Raw genomic sequence first — 19,618 nt, 5'->3', positions numbered from 1 at the left:
AACTATTTCTTCAGGTTTTCGATGCCTTGGGTCACCTCTGCTGACTCTATGCGATCGCCTTGCTGAATTTTGTCTACGACATCCATTCCTTCTGTAACATAGCCAAAGACAGCATAGTCACCATCCAAAAAAGGCTGTGCTGCCAGAGTAATATAAAACTGCGAAGAAGCTGAGTCGGGAGCTTGGGAGCGAGCCATGGCAACAGCACCTCGCTCGTGCCTTAATTCAGGAGGATTAGATACACCTGCTGTTTTCAGAGTTTTGCTATAGATTGGGGTTTTTGCTCCCTGGGGCTTAATTTCTAGAGGAATGTAGCGAGGTTGTGAGGTTTCTGGGTCAACAAAACTACCTGTTCCTAAACGCTCTACCGGAAAGTTAGGATTTTTGCTTTGGGGGTCACCACCCTGAGCTACAAAATCCGGTACTACCCTGTGAAACACCAGACCGTTGTAGAAATCTTGCTCAACAAGATCGACAAAATTTCCTGCTGTAATTGGGGCGTCTGTCCCATTAACTTCAATTGTTATTGGTGAGCCTTTAACTGTCAATACCACAGTCGCTTTTCCTTCAAGTCTAGGTAAATCGGTGACTTGTGGGGAGCCACTGGTATTCACAGGAGAAGATACTGTTTCCGTGGTTGAGGGGTCGCCAGAGGAGTCAAGGGAAGCTGCCTGTTGAGCAGCACCACATCCCCCCAGATTCAAGCCCATAATTACCAAAAGCAATAGTAACCAGTGCCGGATTGTTACCTGCATGTTTTAATTCAACCTTCTTGTAGCATCAGCTACTGAATTATCTTAAGCAGATATCAGGGCGCTCGACCAAATTAGTTACAAGCCTTCAAGGGGAACTTGCAGAAAACGAGCTAGCTCAGCTCCCTGATTTTCCAGTTCTGACAAGGACAATGGCTCTCCTACACGAGTTAGGGGAACTTCCCGACGGTCTTTTATTCTTAGATACAGCGCTCTACGAGGGTTGAGACCTTCTTTGATTTCCACTCGGATCGACTGAACATCTTTAAGGGGACAGCCAAACTCGATTTGACGATTTTTACCAGGAAAGCCCCAACGAAAAATTTTCATCATGGCTGTATCTTTGTTGAACTCGTTGTAGCCGCCTCCAACATCCCATAAAATAATCAACCATAGATAAAGGGCTAACAGCACACCAGCGACGCCATAGAAGCCCATCGCCGCCCCTTGGGGAATAAATATCAGTCCGGTGGTATCACCTATGGGGAGTAAATCTACCTTAAGGTAACTGGAAAGCGCTGCTAATAAAAAACCTGTACCTCCCAAAGAAACTACAATTGCCCACCAGTAGTTACTAAAACGGCGGGAGCCTAAAACAGTTTGGTGAATTACACTGCTCTCTCTTTGGGTTGTCGATGCTGTCATGGATAAATTCCTGCCCTCTCAATCTCAAGATTTAAAGTGACCTCTCCCAACGCCAAACCCTAAGGTTATGGTGTGCATTTTCCTTTGAATCCTGCTCTGGCAGAGGATATTTTCCGAGCTTTAATTGTATCTCTTCTGGTTCCTCCTCAAACCAACAAACGATTGACTTCAAGCAATCGTCACTCCAGATGACTAAAGCCGATCCGAGTATGACTTAGTGTGCTAGACCCTACTTCCAGCAGAGGGACTAAGGTGCTGATACCACTTCATCCTCCCCCAAAAAGATTACTGTTGCTCATTTTTTTAGGAAGCTTATTTTTTTAGGCAGTAAGCTCAATGCCCTTCCCTGGGGGATTTTGCTACGATAAGAGCCGCTGAAAAAATTCTGAGTGTGTATATGTCAATTTGTAAAATATCTGATATTAATTATTATTGTATGTAGGCATCGAAAGCCTTACCCTACTTGGAAAAGATCGGTATAAAATAGCCGAAGCATGATAGTTTAAGAAAAATTAAGCAACCACTAGCTGGTCATCCGGCAGGTGGTTGAGGGGTGCTTGACACATCCCTTGAGAATAGGCTCACTAGGGTGGTTGATTTCTCAAAAATTCCACAGCTTTTCAGCATGGAAAGTGTCAAAAAAGACGCGAGAGCGTCAACAATAGAATCCTTGAAGATAGTTAAGGTAAGAGGATTTGACACTATGACTATAGCTGTAGGACGCGCGCCCAGTAGCCGAGGATGGTTTGATGCCCTCGACGACTGGCTCAAGCGTGACCGTTTTGTTTTCGTCGGTTGGTCAGGTATACTGCTGTTCCCCTGCGCTTACCTGGCAATTGGCGGCTGGCTGACCGGCACCACCTTCGTGAGTTCTTGGTACACTCACGGATTAGCCTCATCCTACTTGGAAGGCTGCAACTTCCTAACCGTTGCCGTCTCAACCCCTCCCGACAGCTTGGGACACTCACTGCTGTTTTTGTGGGGACCAGAAGCCCAGGGAGACTTCACCCGCTGGTGCCAACTCGGTGGTCTGTGGGCCTTTGTTGCCCTCCACGGTGCCTTCGCACTGATCGGCTTCATGCTACGTCAGTTTGAAATCGCCCGCCTGGTAGGCATCCGCCCTTACAACGCCATTGCCTTCTCCGGCCCGATTGCGGTGTTTGTCAGCGTCTTCTTGATGTACCCCTTGGGTCAATCTAGCTGGTTCTTTGCTCCCAGCTTCGGAGTAGCGGCAATTTTCCGCTTCCTGCTGTTTTTGCAAGGCTTCCACAACTGGACACTCAACCCCTTCCACATGATGGGAGTTGCCGGAATTTTGGGAGGAGCGCTACTGTGCGCCATTCATGGTGCCACGGTGGAAAACACCCTGTTTGAAGACGGCGACAAAGCCAACACCTTCCGGGCGTTTAACCCGACCCAAGCCGAAGAAACCTACTCGATGGTAACTGCCAACCGTTTTTGGTCACAAATCTTCGGTATTGCCTTCTCCAACAAGCGCTGGTTGCACTTCTTCATGTTGTTTGTGCCAGTAACCGGCTTGTGGATGAGTTCGGTGGGCATCGTTGGTTTAGCGCTCAATTTGAGGGCTTACGACTTTGTCTCCCAGGAAATCCGTGCGGCGGAAGACCCAGAATTTGAGACCTTCTACACCAAGAACATTCTGCTCAATGAGGGCATCCGAGCTTGGATGGCACCTCAAGACCAACCCCATCAACGTTTTGAGTTCCCTGAGGAAGTTCTACCTCGCGGTAACGCTCTGTAAAAACTCTTCCAGGTGAATGTGGAAGACTCTACTTGGACATTCACCAAGATTACATCGTTAGTCTTTTTGAAAAGGTAATAGCTTGTGGTAACACTCTCTAGTAATGCAGTGGTTGCGGGTAATCGCGACCTAGAATCATCAGGCTTTGCCTGGTGGGCTGGCAACGCCCGCTTAATTAACCTTTCCGGTAAGTTGCTGGGGGCTCACGTTGCCCATGCTGGACTGATTGTCTTTTGGGCTGGAGCAATGACCTTGTTTGAGGTCGCTCACTTCGTGCCGGAGAAGCCCATCTACGAACAAGGCTTCATCCTGATTCCCCACCTTGCTACTCTTGGTTGGGGCGTTGGCCCTGGTGGCGAAATTATCGACACCTTCCCTTACTTCGTCGTCGGTGTACTGCACCTAATTTCCTCCGCTGTTCTTGGTCTAGGCGGTATTTACCACGCGGTTCGTGGTCCAGAAACCTTAGAAGACTACTCCGCCTTCTTCGGTTACGACTGGAAAGACAAGAACAAGATGACCACAATCATCGGCTTCCACCTAATTATCTTAGGTCTTGGAGCTTTTCTGCTGGTGATTAAGGCAATGTTCGTCGGTGGCGTATACGATACCTGGGCACCAGGCGGTGGTGATGTCCGTATCATTAATAACCCAACGCTGAACCCTCTGGTAATCTTCGGTTACCTACTGAGGTCTCCCTTCGGTGGCGAAGGCTGGATCGTCAGCGTCAACAACATGGAAGACATCATCGGTGGTCACATCTGGATTGGTCTGATCTGCATTTTTGGCGGCATCTGGCACATCCTCACCAAACCCTTTGGCTGGGCTCGTCGCGCTTTTATCTGGTCTGGAGAAGCCTATCTCTCCTACAGTCTGGGCGCTCTTTCCCTAATGGGCTTTATTGCCTCTTGCTACGTTTGGTTTAATAACACCGCTTACCCCAGCGAATTTTACGGCCCAACAAACGCCGAAGCTTCCCAAGCTCAATCTTTCGTCTTCTTGGCGCGTGACCAGAAACTGGGTGCTAACATCGCTTCTGCTCAAGGTCCTACAGGTCTAGGTAAATACCTGATGCGCTCTCCCACTGGCGAAATCATCTTCGGTGGTGAAACCATGCGCTTCTGGGATTTCCAAGGTCCTTGGTTGGAGCCTCTACGGGGACCCAATGGTCTTGACATCGACAAACTAAATAATGATATTCAGCCTTGGCAACTTCGCCGTGCAGCTGAATACATGACCCATGCTCCCAACGGTTCAATCAACTCGGTGGGTGGCATTATTACAGAGCCTAACGCCTTTAACTACGTTAACCCCCGTGCTTGGCTTTCCACTTCTCACTTTGTCTTAGGTTTCTTCTTCCTAATTGGTCACCTCTGGCACGCTGGTCGTGCTCGTGCGGCCGCTGCTGGATTTGAGAAAGGTATTGACCGTGAGACTGAGCCAGTTCTGTCTATGCCTAACCTTGACTAAGGTTGGATAGATGCAGTTTTGAACTAAAAGCTTAATATTTGGAAGGCTCCTGCATGTTAGCGGGAGCCTTTTTTTTGCCTGAAGTGCCGAAATTACCTCAACACTGATGCGACATCTGCTGCTCAGGCTTGATCTTCAGCTAAGTTTTGTAGTGCAGTTTCTAGGTCATTTGTCAGTTGTTGGGCACTTTTTTTAGCTGACTTGCTGCCATAGGAAGCTACGACTAAAGGAGACCCAATGTTAACTTTAACCTCAGACCCTCTGTGGGGTACTGGTTGGCTGTAACAAATGCTGATAGGTACAATTTTTAGCTCTATTCCAGGTTGACTTGATGCTACTTGCAAAGCAATACGAGCTATACCGGGTTTGAGAGGATTAACTTTACCATCCCGAAAGATATTACCTTCAGGGAACATGACCAGCGCTTCGCCACTGCGCAGAAGTTCGACACTATGACGTATACTGCCAATTTTGGGATGGTTAGTGTCCACAGGAAATCCTCCCATGTGCCTAATGAACCAGCCTTGTAGACCTTCGCATTCATTCGCTGTAACCATAAACCTCAAGTCGCGACCAGTGACTGGTTTCCCGGCAGCATAAGGAATTACCAACGCATCCCAACGAGAGCGATGAGTAGGAGCCAAAATTACTGGGCCAGTCCTAGGTATATTTTCTTGACCCGTCACTTGCAATTGGCGGAAGTAAAACGGCATGACAACACGACGCCCCAAAAAGTAGAGAATGGGTTTTAACCATTGGCTCACACTAGAAGTGAGCGAAGTTTCTCTTGCCGCAGTTGAGGTTTCCCTACTCTGCGTAGTCGGTTGTGTCTTTGCTTGGGTCTGTTCACGGGGGTCGAGCTGAATCATCGAGGATTAAGTATTGTGACTGCATCCTGGTCTCACTTATACCTTATGTTTTCTAGCGCTTTCTGTCTGCAATCTTAGGGACAGTTTCACTGGTGTCATGGTTGAGATTGGCTCAATAGCAATAGATACGTGGTCACCTACAGCGCTGTTTAAACCAGGATTGTAGCTGCACTCGGCAAGCAGACTCCATGATTCCAGCGAGGACCGGCAATCGATGATTAGAGCAAGCGCTCTCAGGGATATTGGCGACAGTACGAATTGCGCCAGTTTTTGGATCATCCGCTCCATAAACCAGCAGACCAAGCCGCGCCAGTACGATTGCACCGGCGCACATTGGGCAAGGTTCCAAGGTGACGTAAAGGGTGCAGTTATTGAGGTGCCAGTTTTGCAAAGCTTGACCAGCAGCTCTGATGGCAATAATTTCTGCATGGGCTGTAGGGTCTTTGTCGCGCTCTCGGCGATTTTCTCCTGCTGCTATCAATTTACCAACAGCATCAACAACCACTGCACCCACAGGCACCTCACCAGCATCACCCGCTGCTTGGGCAAGTTCTAAAGCGCTTCTCATCCATCGACGATGATTTAAATATACAGGGTCATTAATTGCCGGAGGCGGGATTTGCCAAGCCATGAAGTTTCAAGGGTCGTATCTGTTGATCGTACAGATTCGGTATAATCTGACCAGAGTTAACACTTGCCAAACTATAGCCATTTTGGGGCAGGTTTTTTAGGTCGAAAGTCTCGCCGCTACCCAGTTGCCAAATCTTATAGTCAGAAAAGGTTAGGGGTACTCCTGGCTCACATTCCTCTGGCTTGTGGTCACCCAGGACAAAGTAAGTCTTGCCCTCTCCTTGAACCTGAGCCAGACCTTTGCTGTCTACAACCACCGAAGTTCCCTCATCTATACCTATACCCAAAACACTGGCAGCTTGATCTTCTTTCAGCTTACGAGCAATGAACGTCATCAGGCGACCCATTCTGTGACTAGTGTCAAAGTGAGTGTCGATGATTACTGGTTCTAGGTATTGCCAATTGAAGAAGTTAGAAGTAAAGCTGATATCACTGTTATAGGGGTCGTTGAGGGCTTCACGAGATTTCACAGACCCATCACAAGCATTGTAAATAAAATTGCCTTGGATCATCGCGCCAGCACTAGTTCCGCCCACACCACCTCCCTTAGCCACAAGAGATTCTACGGCAGTTTCTAAACCTGTCCCTTGAAAATTTTTAATGTAGGTACACTGATCACCGCCAGCAAAGAAAATCACCTCAGCGTTTTTAATAGTAGCGACAACATCGGGTCGCTGGGCATCCTCACGGGTGGTGAGAATCAGGGTTTCTACAGAGTTAACTCCCCTCATTTGATAGATCGGTTCATTGTAACCATCTCCACCAGAAGAGCGGATTACGACAACATCTACCTCGGTCGGACAGTTAGTGCAATCCCTAACCTGGTCAATTATCGATTGGATGGCAGAGTCCACGTCAAAACCACCGCCGCCTAGATCATAAGAAGGGCCAGCTAGGGGGGGATTAACATTTGGGGCGTCACTGATTAAATAGCTTTTGATATTGGCATTAGCAGGAAATGCCAACCCGGCAATCAACAAAAATACTACTGCGCTGATTAATAAACGTCCTACCCTCATATTGGTAAGTTAAGTATTGATGATGTCTTTAGTTATAGTCAAACATTCTGATCAAATGACTAATGCTCTTTTAATTTTTTTTAACATTTCATTCTTTAAATACCGCTTCTGTAAAAGCCATTGCCTACTGGACTTTAATAAAACCAAGGCATTGCGATCAGAGTAACTAAATGAGAATCTTCTCCCAAGAAGAATTTCTAGGGTTCGGGGGCTGGTTGGCTCAGATAAGCGTCCAATTGTCCCTTAGTATCTAAGCTATGAAGGTCATCACAGCCACCTATATGTTGGTCATTAACAAAAATTTGTGGAACTGTGCGACGCCCGTTGGCACGTTTGGCCATTTTGTTTCTGGCTTCTTCATTGCCGTCTATTTTATATTCTGTGTAATTAACACCCTTCCACCAGAGTAAGAGTTTGGCTCTGATGCAGAAAGGGCAAGTTTGCCAGGTGTAGATTTCCACATTGGCTTGGCTCTGTTCTGGGTTACGTCCTAGGAGGGAATTGAGAAAATTAAGCATTTTTGAAAGCCGTCAATTTTTAGTAAATTTATCTTCTTGATCTAGATCTATAAGTTTAAAACAGTTTTTTCTATCTCAAGGCAAGATGTATTGAAAATATATTCTCTAATCTCCGAAATTACTCAAGAAGTTTTTTATCTCTGAAAACTGAGATTTTTTTAGTCAAAACACCATCGGCATTTTGCCCCAATTTGTTGATTATTAATCTTCTATCGTGACCTAAATCAGCATGACTTGCCAATGGACAATGATGGGAAATTAGTGACTTTTCCTCCTAAAGATGCACCATAATCAGTCAATCAGGAACTGATTTAAGTAAATTTGTCCTCAAATTTAGCGATCGCCATTAGGTGATTACCCCAAAATCAATTAACTGACCTGCCACTAGCTGATGCTTAGTAAGTCGGGACTACAACGGAAGTGTCAATTTCAGGAAGCAGAAGAGTTTCGCTAAACTGATTTCCTCGGTCGCATAAAAACTTAACACAAACGAGGGATACTTGATTTAGTGTGGATCCCAGCGTCTGATAGACTTTTACACTGGAGTGGGGATTAACACAATCAAGTTTAAATATTTACAGTTGAGAGGAAAAGCTTCGTGATTGAAACTGCCGTAGGCCTAGAAATTATTGAGGTAGTGGAACAAGCCGCAATTGCCTCAGCCAAATGGATGGGCAAAGGTGAGAAAAACATAGCCGACCAAGTGGCGGTAGAAGCCATGCGGGAGCGGATGAACAGAATTCACATGCGGGGTCGCATTGTCATCGGTGAAGGAGAACGAGATGATGCTCCTATGCTCTATATCGGCGAAGCAGTTGGTATTTGTACTCGTGAGGATGCCAAGGAATACTGTAACCCAGACGAATTGATCGAAATTGACATCGCTGTTGACCCTTGCGAAGGGACTAACCTAGTAGCGTACGGGCAACCAGGATCAATGGCTGTGCTGGCAATTTCCGAGAAAGGTGGTCTGTTTGCTGCTCCCGACTTTTACATGAAGAAGCTAGCAGCACCACCCCAAGCAAAGGGTCGTGTCGATATCAACAAGTCGGCGACAGAAAACCTGAAAATACTCTCTGAGTGCCTTGATCGCGCAATCGAGGAACTGGTAGTTGTTGTTATGAAACGCGATCGCCACAACGAACTAATCAAAGAGATCCGTGAAGCTGGTGCGAGAGTGCGATTGATTAGCGACGGTGATGTCTCAGCAGCGATCTCCTGTGCTTTTGCTGGTACTAATATCCACGCTTTAATGGGAATTGGTGCAGCACCAGAAGGCGTGATTTCGGCAGCAGCGATGCGCTGTTTAGGGGGACATTTTCAAGGTCAACTGATCTATGACCCTGCTGTTGTCAAAACTGGTCTGATTGGAGAGAGCAAAGAAAGCAATGTTGAGCGGCTCACAGAAATGGGTATTAAAGACCCCGATAAGGTCTATAATGACAGCGAGCTAGCCTCTGGTGAAACAGTATTGTTTGCTGCTTGTGGTATCACCCCAGGAACCCTAATGGAAGGCGTACGGCTATTTCATGGTGGGGCAAGGACTCAAAGCTTAGTAATTTCTTCTCAGTCAAAGACAGCTCGGTTTGTAGATACAATCCACATGTTGGATAATCCAAAATATATACAACTGTAGTTACACCAATTTGCTTTCGGTGTAACAACTGATTCGGCAAGCGAACCTTAGTTAATTGAAAATCAAAGTAGGGGCGATGGCTGCAAGATAAATGTTGCCATTGCGCCCTACTTGGTTCAAAAAAAACACTAGGATGGTTGTGGAAGCTAAGCTGAAAGCCGTTTGGCAGCAAAGAGCTTTGAAAAGAAAGTGATTCTTACCAATTGGTTAGTCGTAAAAAAAATGCTCAAGAGCTAGTCCAAAAAGTCCGGGCGATAACACATCTCGCTTTTGAGCAGACTGTAATCAAGAATGTCTTCCGGCAAAAAAATTATCCAAAATTTAAGAAGTAAGCTCACTTTTAAGGCTAAAATTTGCAGATTGGACAGGTTGTAACTGTGCCTAATTGTCTTAGCAAACTACGTGATAACTGACTGACAATAAAACAAAAATTGGGAGATAACATGAATATCGCAGTGGTAGGTCTAAGCCACAAGACAGCGCCAGTAGAGGTTAGGGAGAAACTGAGTATTCAAGAAGCCAAAATGGAAGGTGTGATAGCTCAGCTTTGTAGCTATCCCCACATCGAGGAAGTAGCAATACTGAGTACCTGTAATCGGCTGGAAATTTATATAGTTGCGACAGAAACTGAGCAAGGAATCCGAGAATTGAGCCAGTTTCTCTCAGAGAATAGCCAAATTCCCTTAGATCAGCTGCGGCAACATCTATTTATTTTGTTACATCAGGATGCAGTTATGCATCTTATGCGAGTTGCTGCTGGCCTCGATAGCCTAGTACTCGGAGAGGGGCAAATTTTGGCGCAGGTCAAAAACACTCACAAAATTGGTCAGCAACACAAAGGTATCGGACGCCTGCTCAACCGCCTCTTCAAACAGGCAATTACCGCAGGTAAGCGAGTGCGAACCGAAACTAGCATTGGTACAGGTGCTGTTTCTATCAGCTCAGCCGCCGTGGAGTTAGCTCAACTGAAAGTCCAGAGCCTAGCACCCTATCGCTTCACCATTATCGGTGCTGGTAAAATGTCGCGCTTACTAGTGCAACACCTTCTGGCAAAAGGGGCTGTTAATATTTCGATTTTAAACCGCTCCACTAGAAGATCTGAGGAATTAGCTAACCAGTTTGCTAATGCCCAGTTACAACTGCATTTGCTTTCTGACATGATGAGGGTGATTGGCACTTCTGATATTGTCTTTACCAGTACCTCTGCTACTGAACCCCTGTTGAACCGCTCGCAACTTGAAGCTATTCTCGAGCCCAGCCGGTCTTTAATGCTGTTTGATATTTCTGTGCCCCGTAATGTTGCTGCAGATGTTAACGATCTAGATAACGTACAAGCTTTTAATGTTGATGATTTAAAAGCTGTGGTTGCACAAAACCAAGAAAGCCGCCGTCAGATGGCCATGGAAGCCGAAGCTTTGTTGGAAGAAGAAGTAGAAGCTTTTGAGGTGTGGTGGCGATCGCTAGAAACAGTAAGTACTATTAGTTGCTTACGAGACAAGGTAGAAACCATCCGTGAGCAAGAGCTGGAAAAAGCTTTATCCCGTTTGGGAGCAGAATTTGCAGACAAGCATCAAGAAGTTATCGAAGCCTTAACACGAGGAATTGTCAACAAAATTCTTCACGATCCCATGGTTCAGTTAAGGGCCCAACAAGATATTGAAACCCGACGGCGAGCCATGCAATCTTTACAAATGCTCTTTAACTTAGATAAGGGTGAGCAATTTAGCTAGGCTATTTTGAGAGGTGAGAGGTGACGAAGAGTAACCCGTCTCGTCACCCCTTGGTGTAACCAGCCACTTTCTCCTCCAGGCATTTTGTGATTTTTTTTTACAAGAAAACACAAGAAAAGCATTGTTTTCGCCATCACAAAAACTTAATATGAAATTTGTATGGGGTTAACCCCTTGCGAAGCAAAGTGTTTAGAGCTGATTAGAGAAGAGATTTAACTATTGAGACAACTTTGCCCATGCTTGGAGCCTCTGTCGCCAGTGACGGAGGTTCTTTTCTTGGGAAAGCTGCTTCCATGGTTGCCAGTTTGCCACTCAGGCTTTGGCTTGCGTTTCCCATCACAGACTCCTCCCTAATGGTAATAGCTGTTTCCTGTAATTCTGTTTTACGATACGAGTGCATTAGCCATCGCAGCACTCATGTCTAGAAGGTTAGAAAAACAAATTTTTCGATTGATCACCTTACTACTGGGGCTTTGGCTAACCTGGGACTTTTTGTCTTACTTGGTAGCAGAAATTCTCTGGTTCAACGAAGTCGGCTATCTACCAGTATTCCGATTGCGTTTGCAAACCCAGATAGGTACTTGGACAGTCGTTTTCATCTTATCGGCTGGGTTTTTGCTGAGTAACCTATTCCTTGCCAACCGCCTCAAGTATCCTAAAGACATTTCTGCATCCTTAGAGACACGATCAAATGCCTCTTTACATAAGCCAGATTCGGCACTCCGCAGTCCAGGTGTTGGCGTTTTAGAATCAACAGTTTCGCAGGTTAAAACCAGACCCCAAGCCAACCCAAGCCATCATACCTGGGCAGCCTTTAACTTGCCGTCACTGTTGCCTTTAGTACTTTGCCTGTGTGTGCTGGTAGGGATAATGCTGTTGCACTACGGCGAAATGAGCCTAGAACTGTGGCATCCTGATTGGAACTTGCCGAACATAACGCCTACAGTACCACCCCCTCTGGGTTGGGCAACCCTGCAGCAACTATTATTCCAGCAGTTACCAGAACAAATTTGGCAATTAGGTTTTTTATTGCTAGTTGTTATCGCGCTGATGCTCAATCCTCAGTTTTGGTTAGCTGCGGCCGCAGTGTCTTTAAGCTTGGTGTGGTCGTTGATACTATCTGGACAATGGGGACGTATTCTGCGCTATTTTTATCCCACTGCCTTTAATGCCGAAGATCCACTGTTTGGTAATGATATTAGCTTTTATATATTTAGCTTTCCCCTGTGGCGGCTGTTAGATGTTTGGCTAGGTGGACTGTTTGTCTTTGGTTTACTAGCAGTACTACTGACTTATTTAGTGTCCGGAGATAGCCTCTCTCAGGGCAAATTTCCAGGACTTTCTCAAAACCAGCTGCGCCACTTGTACGGACTCACTGCTGCAGCCTTCTTCTCAATAGCCCTACGTTATTGGCTATCGCGCTACGAACTGCTCTATTCCCCTCGTGGCGTTGCCTACGGTGCCAGCTACACTGACGTACAATTTCAGTTACCAGTCAATACAGGTCTGAGTATTTTGGCTGTAGCGATCGCTATTTTCCTGCTATTGAGGATGATTTTCTGGTTAGGGAATTTCCAAGTAACCGGTAAAGCAGTAGTGGTGATCAGCGCGCTGTATTTCACGGTAGTAGTAGTTACCAGCGTTATTCTACCCGCCACAGTGCAGCGCTTGAGCGTGCAGCCCAATGAACTAGACAGAGAACAACCTTATATTGAACGCAGTATTGCCCTGACAAGAACAGCATTTGACCTCGATAGTATTGACGCGAGAATCTTTAACCCTGAAGGCAAACTTAGTAGGGCAGACTTGGATGAAAATATCCTCACGATCCGCAATATCCGTCTCTGGGATAGTCGTCCAATACTACAAACCAATCGCCAGCTACAAAGAATCAGACTTTACTACGAATTTCCCGATGCCGATATTGACCGCTATATTTTGCCCATAGAAACCCGTGGTATTTCTCCCTCTAGTCAACTGGGGGAAGGAAATGGAGGGAATTTCTCGATACCCGATTCTCCAGCTTTAATAAATAGGGAAAAGCAACAGGTGATTATTTCACCTAGGGAGTTACAGTACCAAGCTGTTCCTCAATCGGCTCAAACCTGGGTCAACAAACATCTAGTTTATACCCACGGCTATGGCTTTACCCTCAGTCCGGTGAACCGGGTGGGCGATGGGGGATTACCTAACTACTACGTTAAGGATATTGGCACGGGTGCAAATTCCGGTGTTGGGGGAGATTTATCCACCTCAAGCGAATTGATTGACGAGAGTATTCCCATCGGTACACCCCGAATTTATTACGGAGAACTGACGGATAACTATGTCATGACTCCGACGAAAGTTAGGGAATTAGACTATCCCAGTGGTCAAGATAACGTTTACAACACTTATGACGGCACTGGCGGCGTTACTCTTGGCTCAATTTGGCGAAGGCTTTTATTTGCTCAGTATCTCAAAGACTGGCAGATGCTATTTACCCGCAACTTTATTCCCCAAACTAAGGTGCTGTTGCGCCGTGATATCAACCAAAGGATTCGGGCAATTGCTCCTTTCTTACGCTACGACGGTGATCCTTACATCGTTACAGCCAATGCAGAAGAAGCTGAAGCTGGTGCTGCTCAGAACTATCTTTATTGGATTGTTGACGCTTACACTACCAGCGAAAGCTATCCCTATTCCGATCCCGGCGAATACGAATTTAACTATATCCGTAACTCTGTTAAAGTTGTCATCGATGCCTATAATGGCAATGTCAGTTTTTACGTCGCAGCTCCAGAAGACCCAATTATTCAAACTTGGGATAAGATTTTCCCTGGCATGTTCAAGCCTCTCTCAGATATGCCAGCAGAGCTGTTGAGACATATTCGCTATCCGGTAGACATATTTAGCATCCAATCGGAGCGTTTGCTAACTTATCACATGACTGACCCGAATGTATTTTACAATCGGGAAGACCAGTGGCGGATTCCCCAAGAGATTTATGGCACCGAACCACAATCGGTGAAACCATACTACCTGATCATGAAACTGCCAACTGCTGCATCAGAGGAGTTTATTTTGCTCCATCCCTTTACCCCTGTAGCACGTAACAACCTGATTGCTTGGTTGGCAGGTCGCTCAGATGGCATTAACTACGGCAAATTGCTACTCTACCAGTTTCCTAAGCAAGAACTGATTTACGGTCCAGAGCAGATTGAAGCTTTAATTAATCAAGATCCGGCAATATCAGAGCAAATTTCTCTATGGAATCGTCAAGGTTCACGAGCGGTTCAGGGTAATCTATTGGTAATTCCCATTGAGCGATCGCTACTCTATGTTGAACCGCTATACTTAGAAGCCGAACGTAATAGCCTACCGACATTAGTTAGGGTGATTGTAGTCTACGAAAACCGGATTGTTATGGCTCCAACTTTAGAGGAAGCGCTCAACGCCATCTTCGAGCCAGAGCCAACTTCGGCACCGACAATTATTAGACCACTAGATGAACTCCCTTTACCCTAACCCTGGTCAAATTTTTGAAAGTTTACACTTGCTCACAAAATTTTCCGATATTTTTAAACTTAAATTACAAATCCCTAAGAGTGTCAAAGAACCGTGATAACTTCTACTGGTGTTGGAAGACAACAAAAAGCCAGGGAAGGAGAACACTTTGAATTCGCATTCTACTCAAGCCCCGCAAGATCTTTTTCATGAAGATATTAGTGAGTACGTTGCTCAGCTTCAGCTTCACATGGCGTTGCAAGCTCGTAATTTAGTTCCCACACTGACTAAGGCTGTGGACTCTCGGGAGGAGTTACTACAACAAACCCAAGCGAACATAGAAAAGTTAGTCTCGCGGCAAGTAATCTAGAACAGCCAGAGAAGATTGAGAGGACAAAGAGACGCGGAGATACTCCAACATCTACGGAGAATTTACCACTACCAAGCTCCGCGTTAGGCCCTCTCAAGAAGCGTCGAGAGCGTCAGTTGCTCTTGGCTCTATATTTTGTTGTTGATCTTGATTTACCGCCATCACGGCTTCAGCGTATTGCAGCGCTCTTTGCCAAACTTGATAGCCGCGAGGTGTTAAGTGTATACCGTCAGTAGTTAAATCTTGCCGTAGCTGATCTTGATCGTCGGTAAATAAAGTATAGAGATTAAGATAGCCAGCCCCTTCTTGTTGAGCAATAATAGCAATCTGTTGATTAAGGTTGTGAACCCGCTGATTGGGAATTTCTGGTGAGCGTGTGGGTAGAATTGACTGTAAAATTATTTGAGATTGGGGGTGCTTCCGGCGCAAACGAAGCACTATCTGGCGCAAGTTATTGAGAATGATTTGGTCAGTTACGCCCTGACGCAAATCATTAGTACCAGCCATCACATAAATAGTACTGGGTCGAGTTTGCGAAAAGGCGGGTAACCTTTGCAGAATTTGACTAGTATTCTCCCCAGAAATTGCTTGATTAAGCCAAATTTGACCATGAGGAAGTCGCGCTGAGGGAAACCACATAGTCAGCGAATCTCCCACTAAAATAGCCAGCTTATTAGCACCCTGTCCAACACTTATTGCTCTAGCTTCTTCTTCCAGAAGATGTTTCCACTGTCCGTAGTTAGGTTTTTGTGATGGTAGTGCCTCAGAGAACACATCACTTGCCCAGGATGACTGAAAACTATTACTAGATAGGCGCGTATAAATTTTTCCGGCTTGCAGAGCAGCTAACCGTTGGTGATAGAACTGAGTTCCAGAGACTGGTGAAGGAAAAGCTAAATTGGGTTGGGAGAAAGTTTGCTGTTCGGCAGCTAATTCTATTAAGGCTGGTTCTGCTTTTGGTGTTAAATCCAAGGTTATCGCTTCTGAGCTATCCTGAGTTAGCTGCTTGGTTGTGTTAGAGGAGTAGGAACTAAATTCCGGGTAAAAGCCTAATTCAGGAAAAATTCCCACAGCAGGTAAGTCAATGCTGTCATTGGCAATAGGCTGCAACATACGAGCGGCAGATGCCGTCAATAAGTTAGAGAGATTATTAGGTAAATTTGGGGGTAGTCCTAAGGAAGGCGGGACTGAGGCCAGCCCGACTGTCCCCACTGTTAAGAGGCTTGTTGTCAACAAGTAAGAATCGGTCATTATACAAAGCCACAACGCTTTCTTTTTCTGTTGACAACAAGTGTTTCTAACCGTCAGGAAGTTTTTCGCTAAAGTAGAGACTACTTTCCTCTCAGAGAGCCTCTGCCCTTAAATTAAACATCACTTTTTATCTAAGGCCATCATTGTTTCCTTTTTTCTCGAAAGCTTCTGTTGAGATGAATTATTGAAGAATTAAAAAAATTTTAGCCAAAGTAGAGCTTGCTCAATTCCTCTAAAGAAACCTCATTTTCCGGTTTGGGATCAAGAAAATAGGGATGGATGGGTAGTAACTCATGCCGAGAGCAAGCTTTGGGAGAGGAGACAATCTGCTCAATCTGGTTCAGGTATTCTTGAGCAGTACTTTCCCAGGTATGATACTTGAGTACGTACTGCTGTGCAGACTGAGCAAAATTTTCCCACTTTTGAGGGTCACACAATAAGCTTTCTAAGCCCCGCCCTATGTCAGCAGGATCGTCTGGGTCAACTAGCACGCCGTATACTCCGTCATCGTTGCATAAGCTCTCAGTGATCCCGCCATTTTTCGTTACCACTAAGGGTAGACCAGCAGCCGCTGCTTCTAAGGGAGCTAGGCCGAAGGGTTCAAACAGCGAGGTTAGGGCGAACACCGAGCGACGTTGAGCTAGAAAGCGATAGGTTGCCGCTAAGGCTGGTTGATCCGGTACACTAAAAGCACTAATTTTTCCCCACAAATTGTTTTCTTCGACCACCTTGCGGATGGGAGCTAGCACCTGCTTTTCAGTCACCTCGTCTTTGGCTTGCTCCTTCAGGGGATTGTCTAGTCCGCCGGTAATCATCACCAGGTTGGCTCGTTCTTGGAGTTCCTGGCTATCAGCAAAGGCTTGCACTAGCCCGAGGAGATTCTTCTTGGGATCTAAGCGGCTCGATGCCAGGATAGTAGGTAAATCTCTCCGTGACTCAGTGATATCCCGTGCAAATCGCTCTAAAATGAGCTGGTAGGTGGCTTCTTCATTATGAGCCTTCACTTGAGCACTGAAGGTGGAGGGGTCTACTCCCGGTGGAATCGCGGCAAAACGAGCATCATCCTTTATCTCTACTGCCCCTCGATAAGCTCGATGAGCGTATTGGTAGAAGCGTTCTTGCTGTGTATTGGTGATGTTGATCGCTGAGCGATTCATGCTCAGCCGTTCTACTAAAATACGGTATCTGAAGTTGTAGTATTCATCGATTTCTGCTAGATTTTCTGGGCTGACTGCCAGTTTGTCCATCTTCTGCGCACCCAGAGAATGGGCGGAGAAGGTGAAAGGCAAGCCTGTTTTTTCCTCTAGCAGCAAACCGCAGAGTCCACCATCGCTGTAGTGGGCAGTCATGATATCTGGTAAGCTGCCCTCCCCTTGATAAAATTTCAGTAGATTAGGCACCCAGTCAATGACCAGATGGGGCCAGAGTAGTTCTTTGCGCAGAAATTCTTTGGGTCCTGCTGGTAGCCGGATGATGCGGACGTTGTCTACACCTGGATAAGCATCAAAGGGCTCAGCAAACTCTGGCCAGTCTGGATCGATAATTTGCCGAGTAATAATATCGACTTTGTGACCTTGTTGAGCGATCGCTAAAGCAACTTGTTTAACGTAGACTAGTTGACCGCCGAAATCAGGATGTTCGGTTATGTAACTATCGCCCGAATCAAAATTGCCCTGGGGGTTAAGAAATCCAATGTGCATCGTCGGATTATAATAATGTTCCGTTGTTTTCCTGGCTTTTCATAGAAAGCACTAAAACCATCTAATGGTCAGGTCTTTCCCGAAATCTGATTCTCAATCGTTCCGAATTAATGAAAATAGTTTTGAGGTAAGGCTTGGGAGTACTCACAGAAGCTAGACAGGGTAAGTACAAAGTCAGGTTATTGTCAGGTAGTTTACACTTTTTTGCCGATAAGGGAGCAAAACTGACTTCAAACTCAGAAGTAGATGCAAATCGCTGGAAAAATCCGAGATTATCTTCAGCATCAACGCCTTGGTCGCATCTTTGTTATAAATCTTCACTCTAAACTAACTTACCGTTGTTTGTCAGTCCCACTGCTTAACACCACAAGGGTTGTCCTAGAAAGGAAAAACGTAGCTGTTGCCGAAGTCAATCTGCGGCGAGTAAACTGTCGTCTGGGAGTACTAATCTAGTACATACACACAGTTTCTGAACTGACCCATTGGTATGAGATTAATTGGCTAGTTGACATACTCCCCGCGCTGAAGCGACGGGGATTATTTACGCTTCATTGACTAATGCTACCGAAGTAGTCTTACTCTGTCTGGACGTACATTTAGAGTCGTGCCGATGCCCCGTGCCGACTTTTTCTATATTTGCAGATGCGTTTTCGTCTCTATCATGTTCGCTGCCACAACCTAAACAGAGTATTGAACGCACCGATAAATCAATCTTGCCCCATTTATAGCCACAATCAGAGCAGGCTTGGCTAGTTGGTTCCCAACGGTTGATGGCTACAAACTTGCCTCCGTACTTTTCAGATTTTGCCTCAACCAAGACCCGGAATTCTCGCCAGCCTTGCTGACTAATTGCTCTAGAGAGTTTGCGGTTTTTGACCATTCCTGATACATTTAAATCTTCTAAGACGATAGTTTGGTTTTCACTAACGACCTTGGTAGACAATTTGTGCAGGAAGTCTTGGCGAGTGTCTGCAATTTGATTGTGCAGTTTTGCTATCTGAATTCTGGTCTTATGTCTTCTGTTTGAGTCTCTCTGTTGTCGCGCCAACTTCCGTTGAAATTTACGCATTTTACGGTCTAAACGTTTGTAGCAAGGACTGAAAGCTTTTTCACCGTTACTCATCACAGCCAAGGTTTTGATACCCAAATCAATGCCAATGCTTTGGTTTTTAGCATTAGCCTGAACAGGCTCTACTTCTACTACAAAACTTAAGAAGTAACGGTTGGCACAGTCCTTAATAAGGGTTACGGAACTAGGACTCGTAGGTAAATCCCTTGACCAGACAGGCTTGACAACACCTATCTTTGCAAGATAAACACCATCTTTCTTGATGGAGAAACCCCCAATCCTGAACCGTGCCGATTGGCTATTATTCCTCTTTTTGAACTTTGGATAACCAACCTTTCTACCTTTTCTCTTGCCTTTACAGGAATCGAAAAAGTTCTTGAAAGCTATCTCTAAATCAGCTACAGACTGTTGTAGCGGTATGTTCGACACCTCGCTTAACCAAGCTCTTTCCTCAGTCTTTTTCGCCTGAGTAATAACAATCTTTTGAAGTTCAGCCGACTTGGGCTTCTTTGCCCTTGCGGTACGCTCGCCCGCTAGACCTAACGGTCTCGCTTCGCTAACGCTAACACTAACAGATTGCTTACAGATTGCAAGCGCATCGTTATACACAACACGGACGCAACCGAACAACCGAGCTAGACTCTGCTGTTGTTGGTCTGTTGGGTAAAAACGATACTGGTATCTTGCTTTCATGCTCCGTGATAGGATTGG

General features: G+C 45.8%; 17 protein-coding genes. 7 read left to right on the top strand and 10 right to left on the bottom strand.

What is annotated here, in order from left to right; genetic code table 11:
- Window positions 1-2: 2 nt before the first annotated feature.
- Together ACT7WV_RS15915 and ACT7WV_RS15910 are read right to left on the bottom strand one after the other, a co-directional pair.
- Window positions 3-755, bottom strand: a complete 753-nt coding sequence (locus ACT7WV_RS15915) for a peptidylprolyl isomerase (RefSeq protein WP_445103814.1) — start codon at window positions 753-755, stop codon at window positions 3-5.
- A gap of 75 nt (window positions 756-830) precedes the next feature.
- Window positions 831-1,397 (bottom strand): photosystem I assembly protein Ycf4, encoded by a 567-nt coding sequence (locus tag ACT7WV_RS15910; RefSeq protein WP_445103813.1) that lies wholly within the window; start codon window positions 1,395-1,397, stop codon window positions 831-833.
- A 703-nt stretch (window positions 1,398-2,100) separates the two neighbouring features.
- Here ACT7WV_RS15910 and psbD point away from each other — a divergent pair.
- On the top strand, window positions 2,101-3,159 hold the full coding sequence (gene psbD, locus ACT7WV_RS15905; protein ID WP_445103812.1) for a photosystem II D2 protein (photosystem q(a) protein): 1,059 nt from the start codon (window positions 2,101-2,103) through the stop codon (window positions 3,157-3,159).
- An 84-nt stretch (window positions 3,160-3,243) separates the two neighbouring features.
- Window positions 3,244-4,629 (top strand): photosystem II reaction center protein CP43, encoded by a 1,386-nt coding sequence (psbC, locus tag ACT7WV_RS15900; RefSeq protein ID WP_445103811.1) that lies wholly within the window; start codon window positions 3,244-3,246, stop codon window positions 4,627-4,629.
- A gap of 122 nt (window positions 4,630-4,751) precedes the next feature.
- Here the strand turns inward: psbC and ACT7WV_RS15895 are convergent, their stop codons facing one another.
- The 4 genes from ACT7WV_RS15895 to grxC form a co-directional block, all read right to left on the bottom strand.
- Window positions 4,752-5,498: a lysophospholipid acyltransferase family protein gene (locus ACT7WV_RS15895; protein WP_445103810.1), complete on the bottom strand. Its 747-nt coding sequence runs from the start codon at window positions 5,496-5,498 to the stop codon at window positions 4,752-4,754.
- Between the two features lie 133 nt (window positions 5,499-5,631).
- Entirely contained in the window at window positions 5,632-6,129 is a 498-nt protein-coding gene (gene tadA / locus ACT7WV_RS15890) for a tRNA adenosine(34) deaminase TadA (RefSeq protein ID WP_445103809.1), read from the bottom strand.
- A complete protein-coding gene (locus ACT7WV_RS15885) occupies window positions 6,098-7,147 on the bottom strand; it encodes a cyanophycinase (RefSeq protein WP_445103808.1) in 1,050 nt (349 codons plus the stop codon). The genes tadA and ACT7WV_RS15885 overlap by 32 nt, the downstream gene beginning before the upstream one ends.
- Window positions 7,148-7,344: 197 nt before the next feature.
- Window positions 7,345-7,665, bottom strand: coding sequence for a glutaredoxin 3 (gene grxC, locus ACT7WV_RS15880; RefSeq protein WP_445103807.1), 321 nt, complete (start codon window positions 7,663-7,665; stop codon window positions 7,345-7,347).
- Between the two features lie 601 nt (window positions 7,666-8,266).
- Between grxC and glpX the strand changes: the two genes are divergently transcribed.
- Both glpX and ACT7WV_RS15870 read left to right on the top strand, forming a co-directional pair.
- Complete coding sequence (gene glpX / locus ACT7WV_RS15875; protein WP_445105668.1) at window positions 8,267-9,301, top strand: class II fructose-bisphosphatase; 1,035 nt, start codon at window positions 8,267-8,269, stop codon at window positions 9,299-9,301.
- 443 nt (window positions 9,302-9,744) lie between these two features.
- Window positions 9,745-11,031 carry a glutamyl-tRNA reductase gene (locus ACT7WV_RS15870; protein ID WP_445103806.1) on the top strand — a complete coding sequence of 429 codons (1,287 nt, stop codon included), beginning with the start codon at window positions 9,745-9,747 and terminating at the stop codon, window positions 11,029-11,031.
- 199 nt (window positions 11,032-11,230) lie between these two features.
- Here the strand turns inward: ACT7WV_RS15870 and ACT7WV_RS15865 are convergent, their stop codons facing one another.
- Entirely contained in the window at window positions 11,231-11,368 is a 138-nt protein-coding gene (locus tag ACT7WV_RS15865; RefSeq protein WP_445103805.1) for a hypothetical protein, read from the bottom strand.
- Window positions 11,369-11,448: 80 nt separating this feature from the next.
- Here ACT7WV_RS15865 and ACT7WV_RS15860 point away from each other — a divergent pair, with 80 nt between their 5' ends.
- Together ACT7WV_RS15860 and ACT7WV_RS15855 are read left to right on the top strand one after the other, a co-directional pair.
- The gene (locus ACT7WV_RS15860; RefSeq protein ID WP_445103804.1) at window positions 11,449-14,538 is read left to right on the top strand and encodes a UPF0182 family protein; all 3,090 of its coding nucleotides are present in this window, start codon (window positions 11,449-11,451) and stop codon (window positions 14,536-14,538) included.
- Window positions 14,539-14,686: 148 nt separating this feature from the next.
- Window positions 14,687-14,887 (top strand): hypothetical protein, encoded by a 201-nt coding sequence (locus ACT7WV_RS15855; RefSeq protein ID WP_445103803.1) that lies wholly within the window; start codon window positions 14,687-14,689, stop codon window positions 14,885-14,887.
- 93 nt (window positions 14,888-14,980) lie between these two features.
- On the opposite strand, the gene ACT7WV_RS15850 is transcribed toward ACT7WV_RS15855, so the two are convergent.
- Window positions 14,981-16,138 carry a GDSL-type esterase/lipase family protein gene (locus ACT7WV_RS15850; protein ID WP_445103802.1) on the bottom strand — a complete coding sequence of 386 codons (1,158 nt, stop codon included), beginning with the start codon at window positions 16,136-16,138 and terminating at the stop codon, window positions 14,981-14,983.
- Window positions 16,139-16,341: 203 nt separating this feature from the next.
- Window positions 16,342-17,838 (bottom strand): glycosyltransferase, encoded by a 1,497-nt coding sequence (locus tag ACT7WV_RS15845; RefSeq protein WP_445103801.1) that lies wholly within the window; start codon window positions 17,836-17,838, stop codon window positions 16,342-16,344.
- A 246-nt stretch (window positions 17,839-18,084) separates the two neighbouring features.
- Here ACT7WV_RS15845 and ACT7WV_RS15840 point away from each other — a divergent pair, with 246 nt between their 5' ends.
- Window positions 18,085-18,291 (top strand): hypothetical protein, encoded by a 207-nt coding sequence (locus ACT7WV_RS15840; protein ID WP_445103800.1) that lies wholly within the window; start codon window positions 18,085-18,087, stop codon window positions 18,289-18,291.
- Window positions 18,292-18,379: 88 nt separating this feature from the next.
- Here the strand turns inward: ACT7WV_RS15840 and ACT7WV_RS15835 are convergent, their stop codons facing one another.
- Window positions 18,380-19,600: an RNA-guided endonuclease InsQ/TnpB family protein gene (locus ACT7WV_RS15835; protein WP_445102270.1), complete on the bottom strand. Its 1,221-nt coding sequence runs from the start codon at window positions 19,598-19,600 to the stop codon at window positions 18,380-18,382.
- Window positions 19,601-19,618 lie beyond the last annotated feature (18 nt).

The organism is Symploca atlantica LB2515 (assembly GCF_052546295.1).
This window is presented reverse-complemented; position numbering and strand designations above follow the sequence as displayed.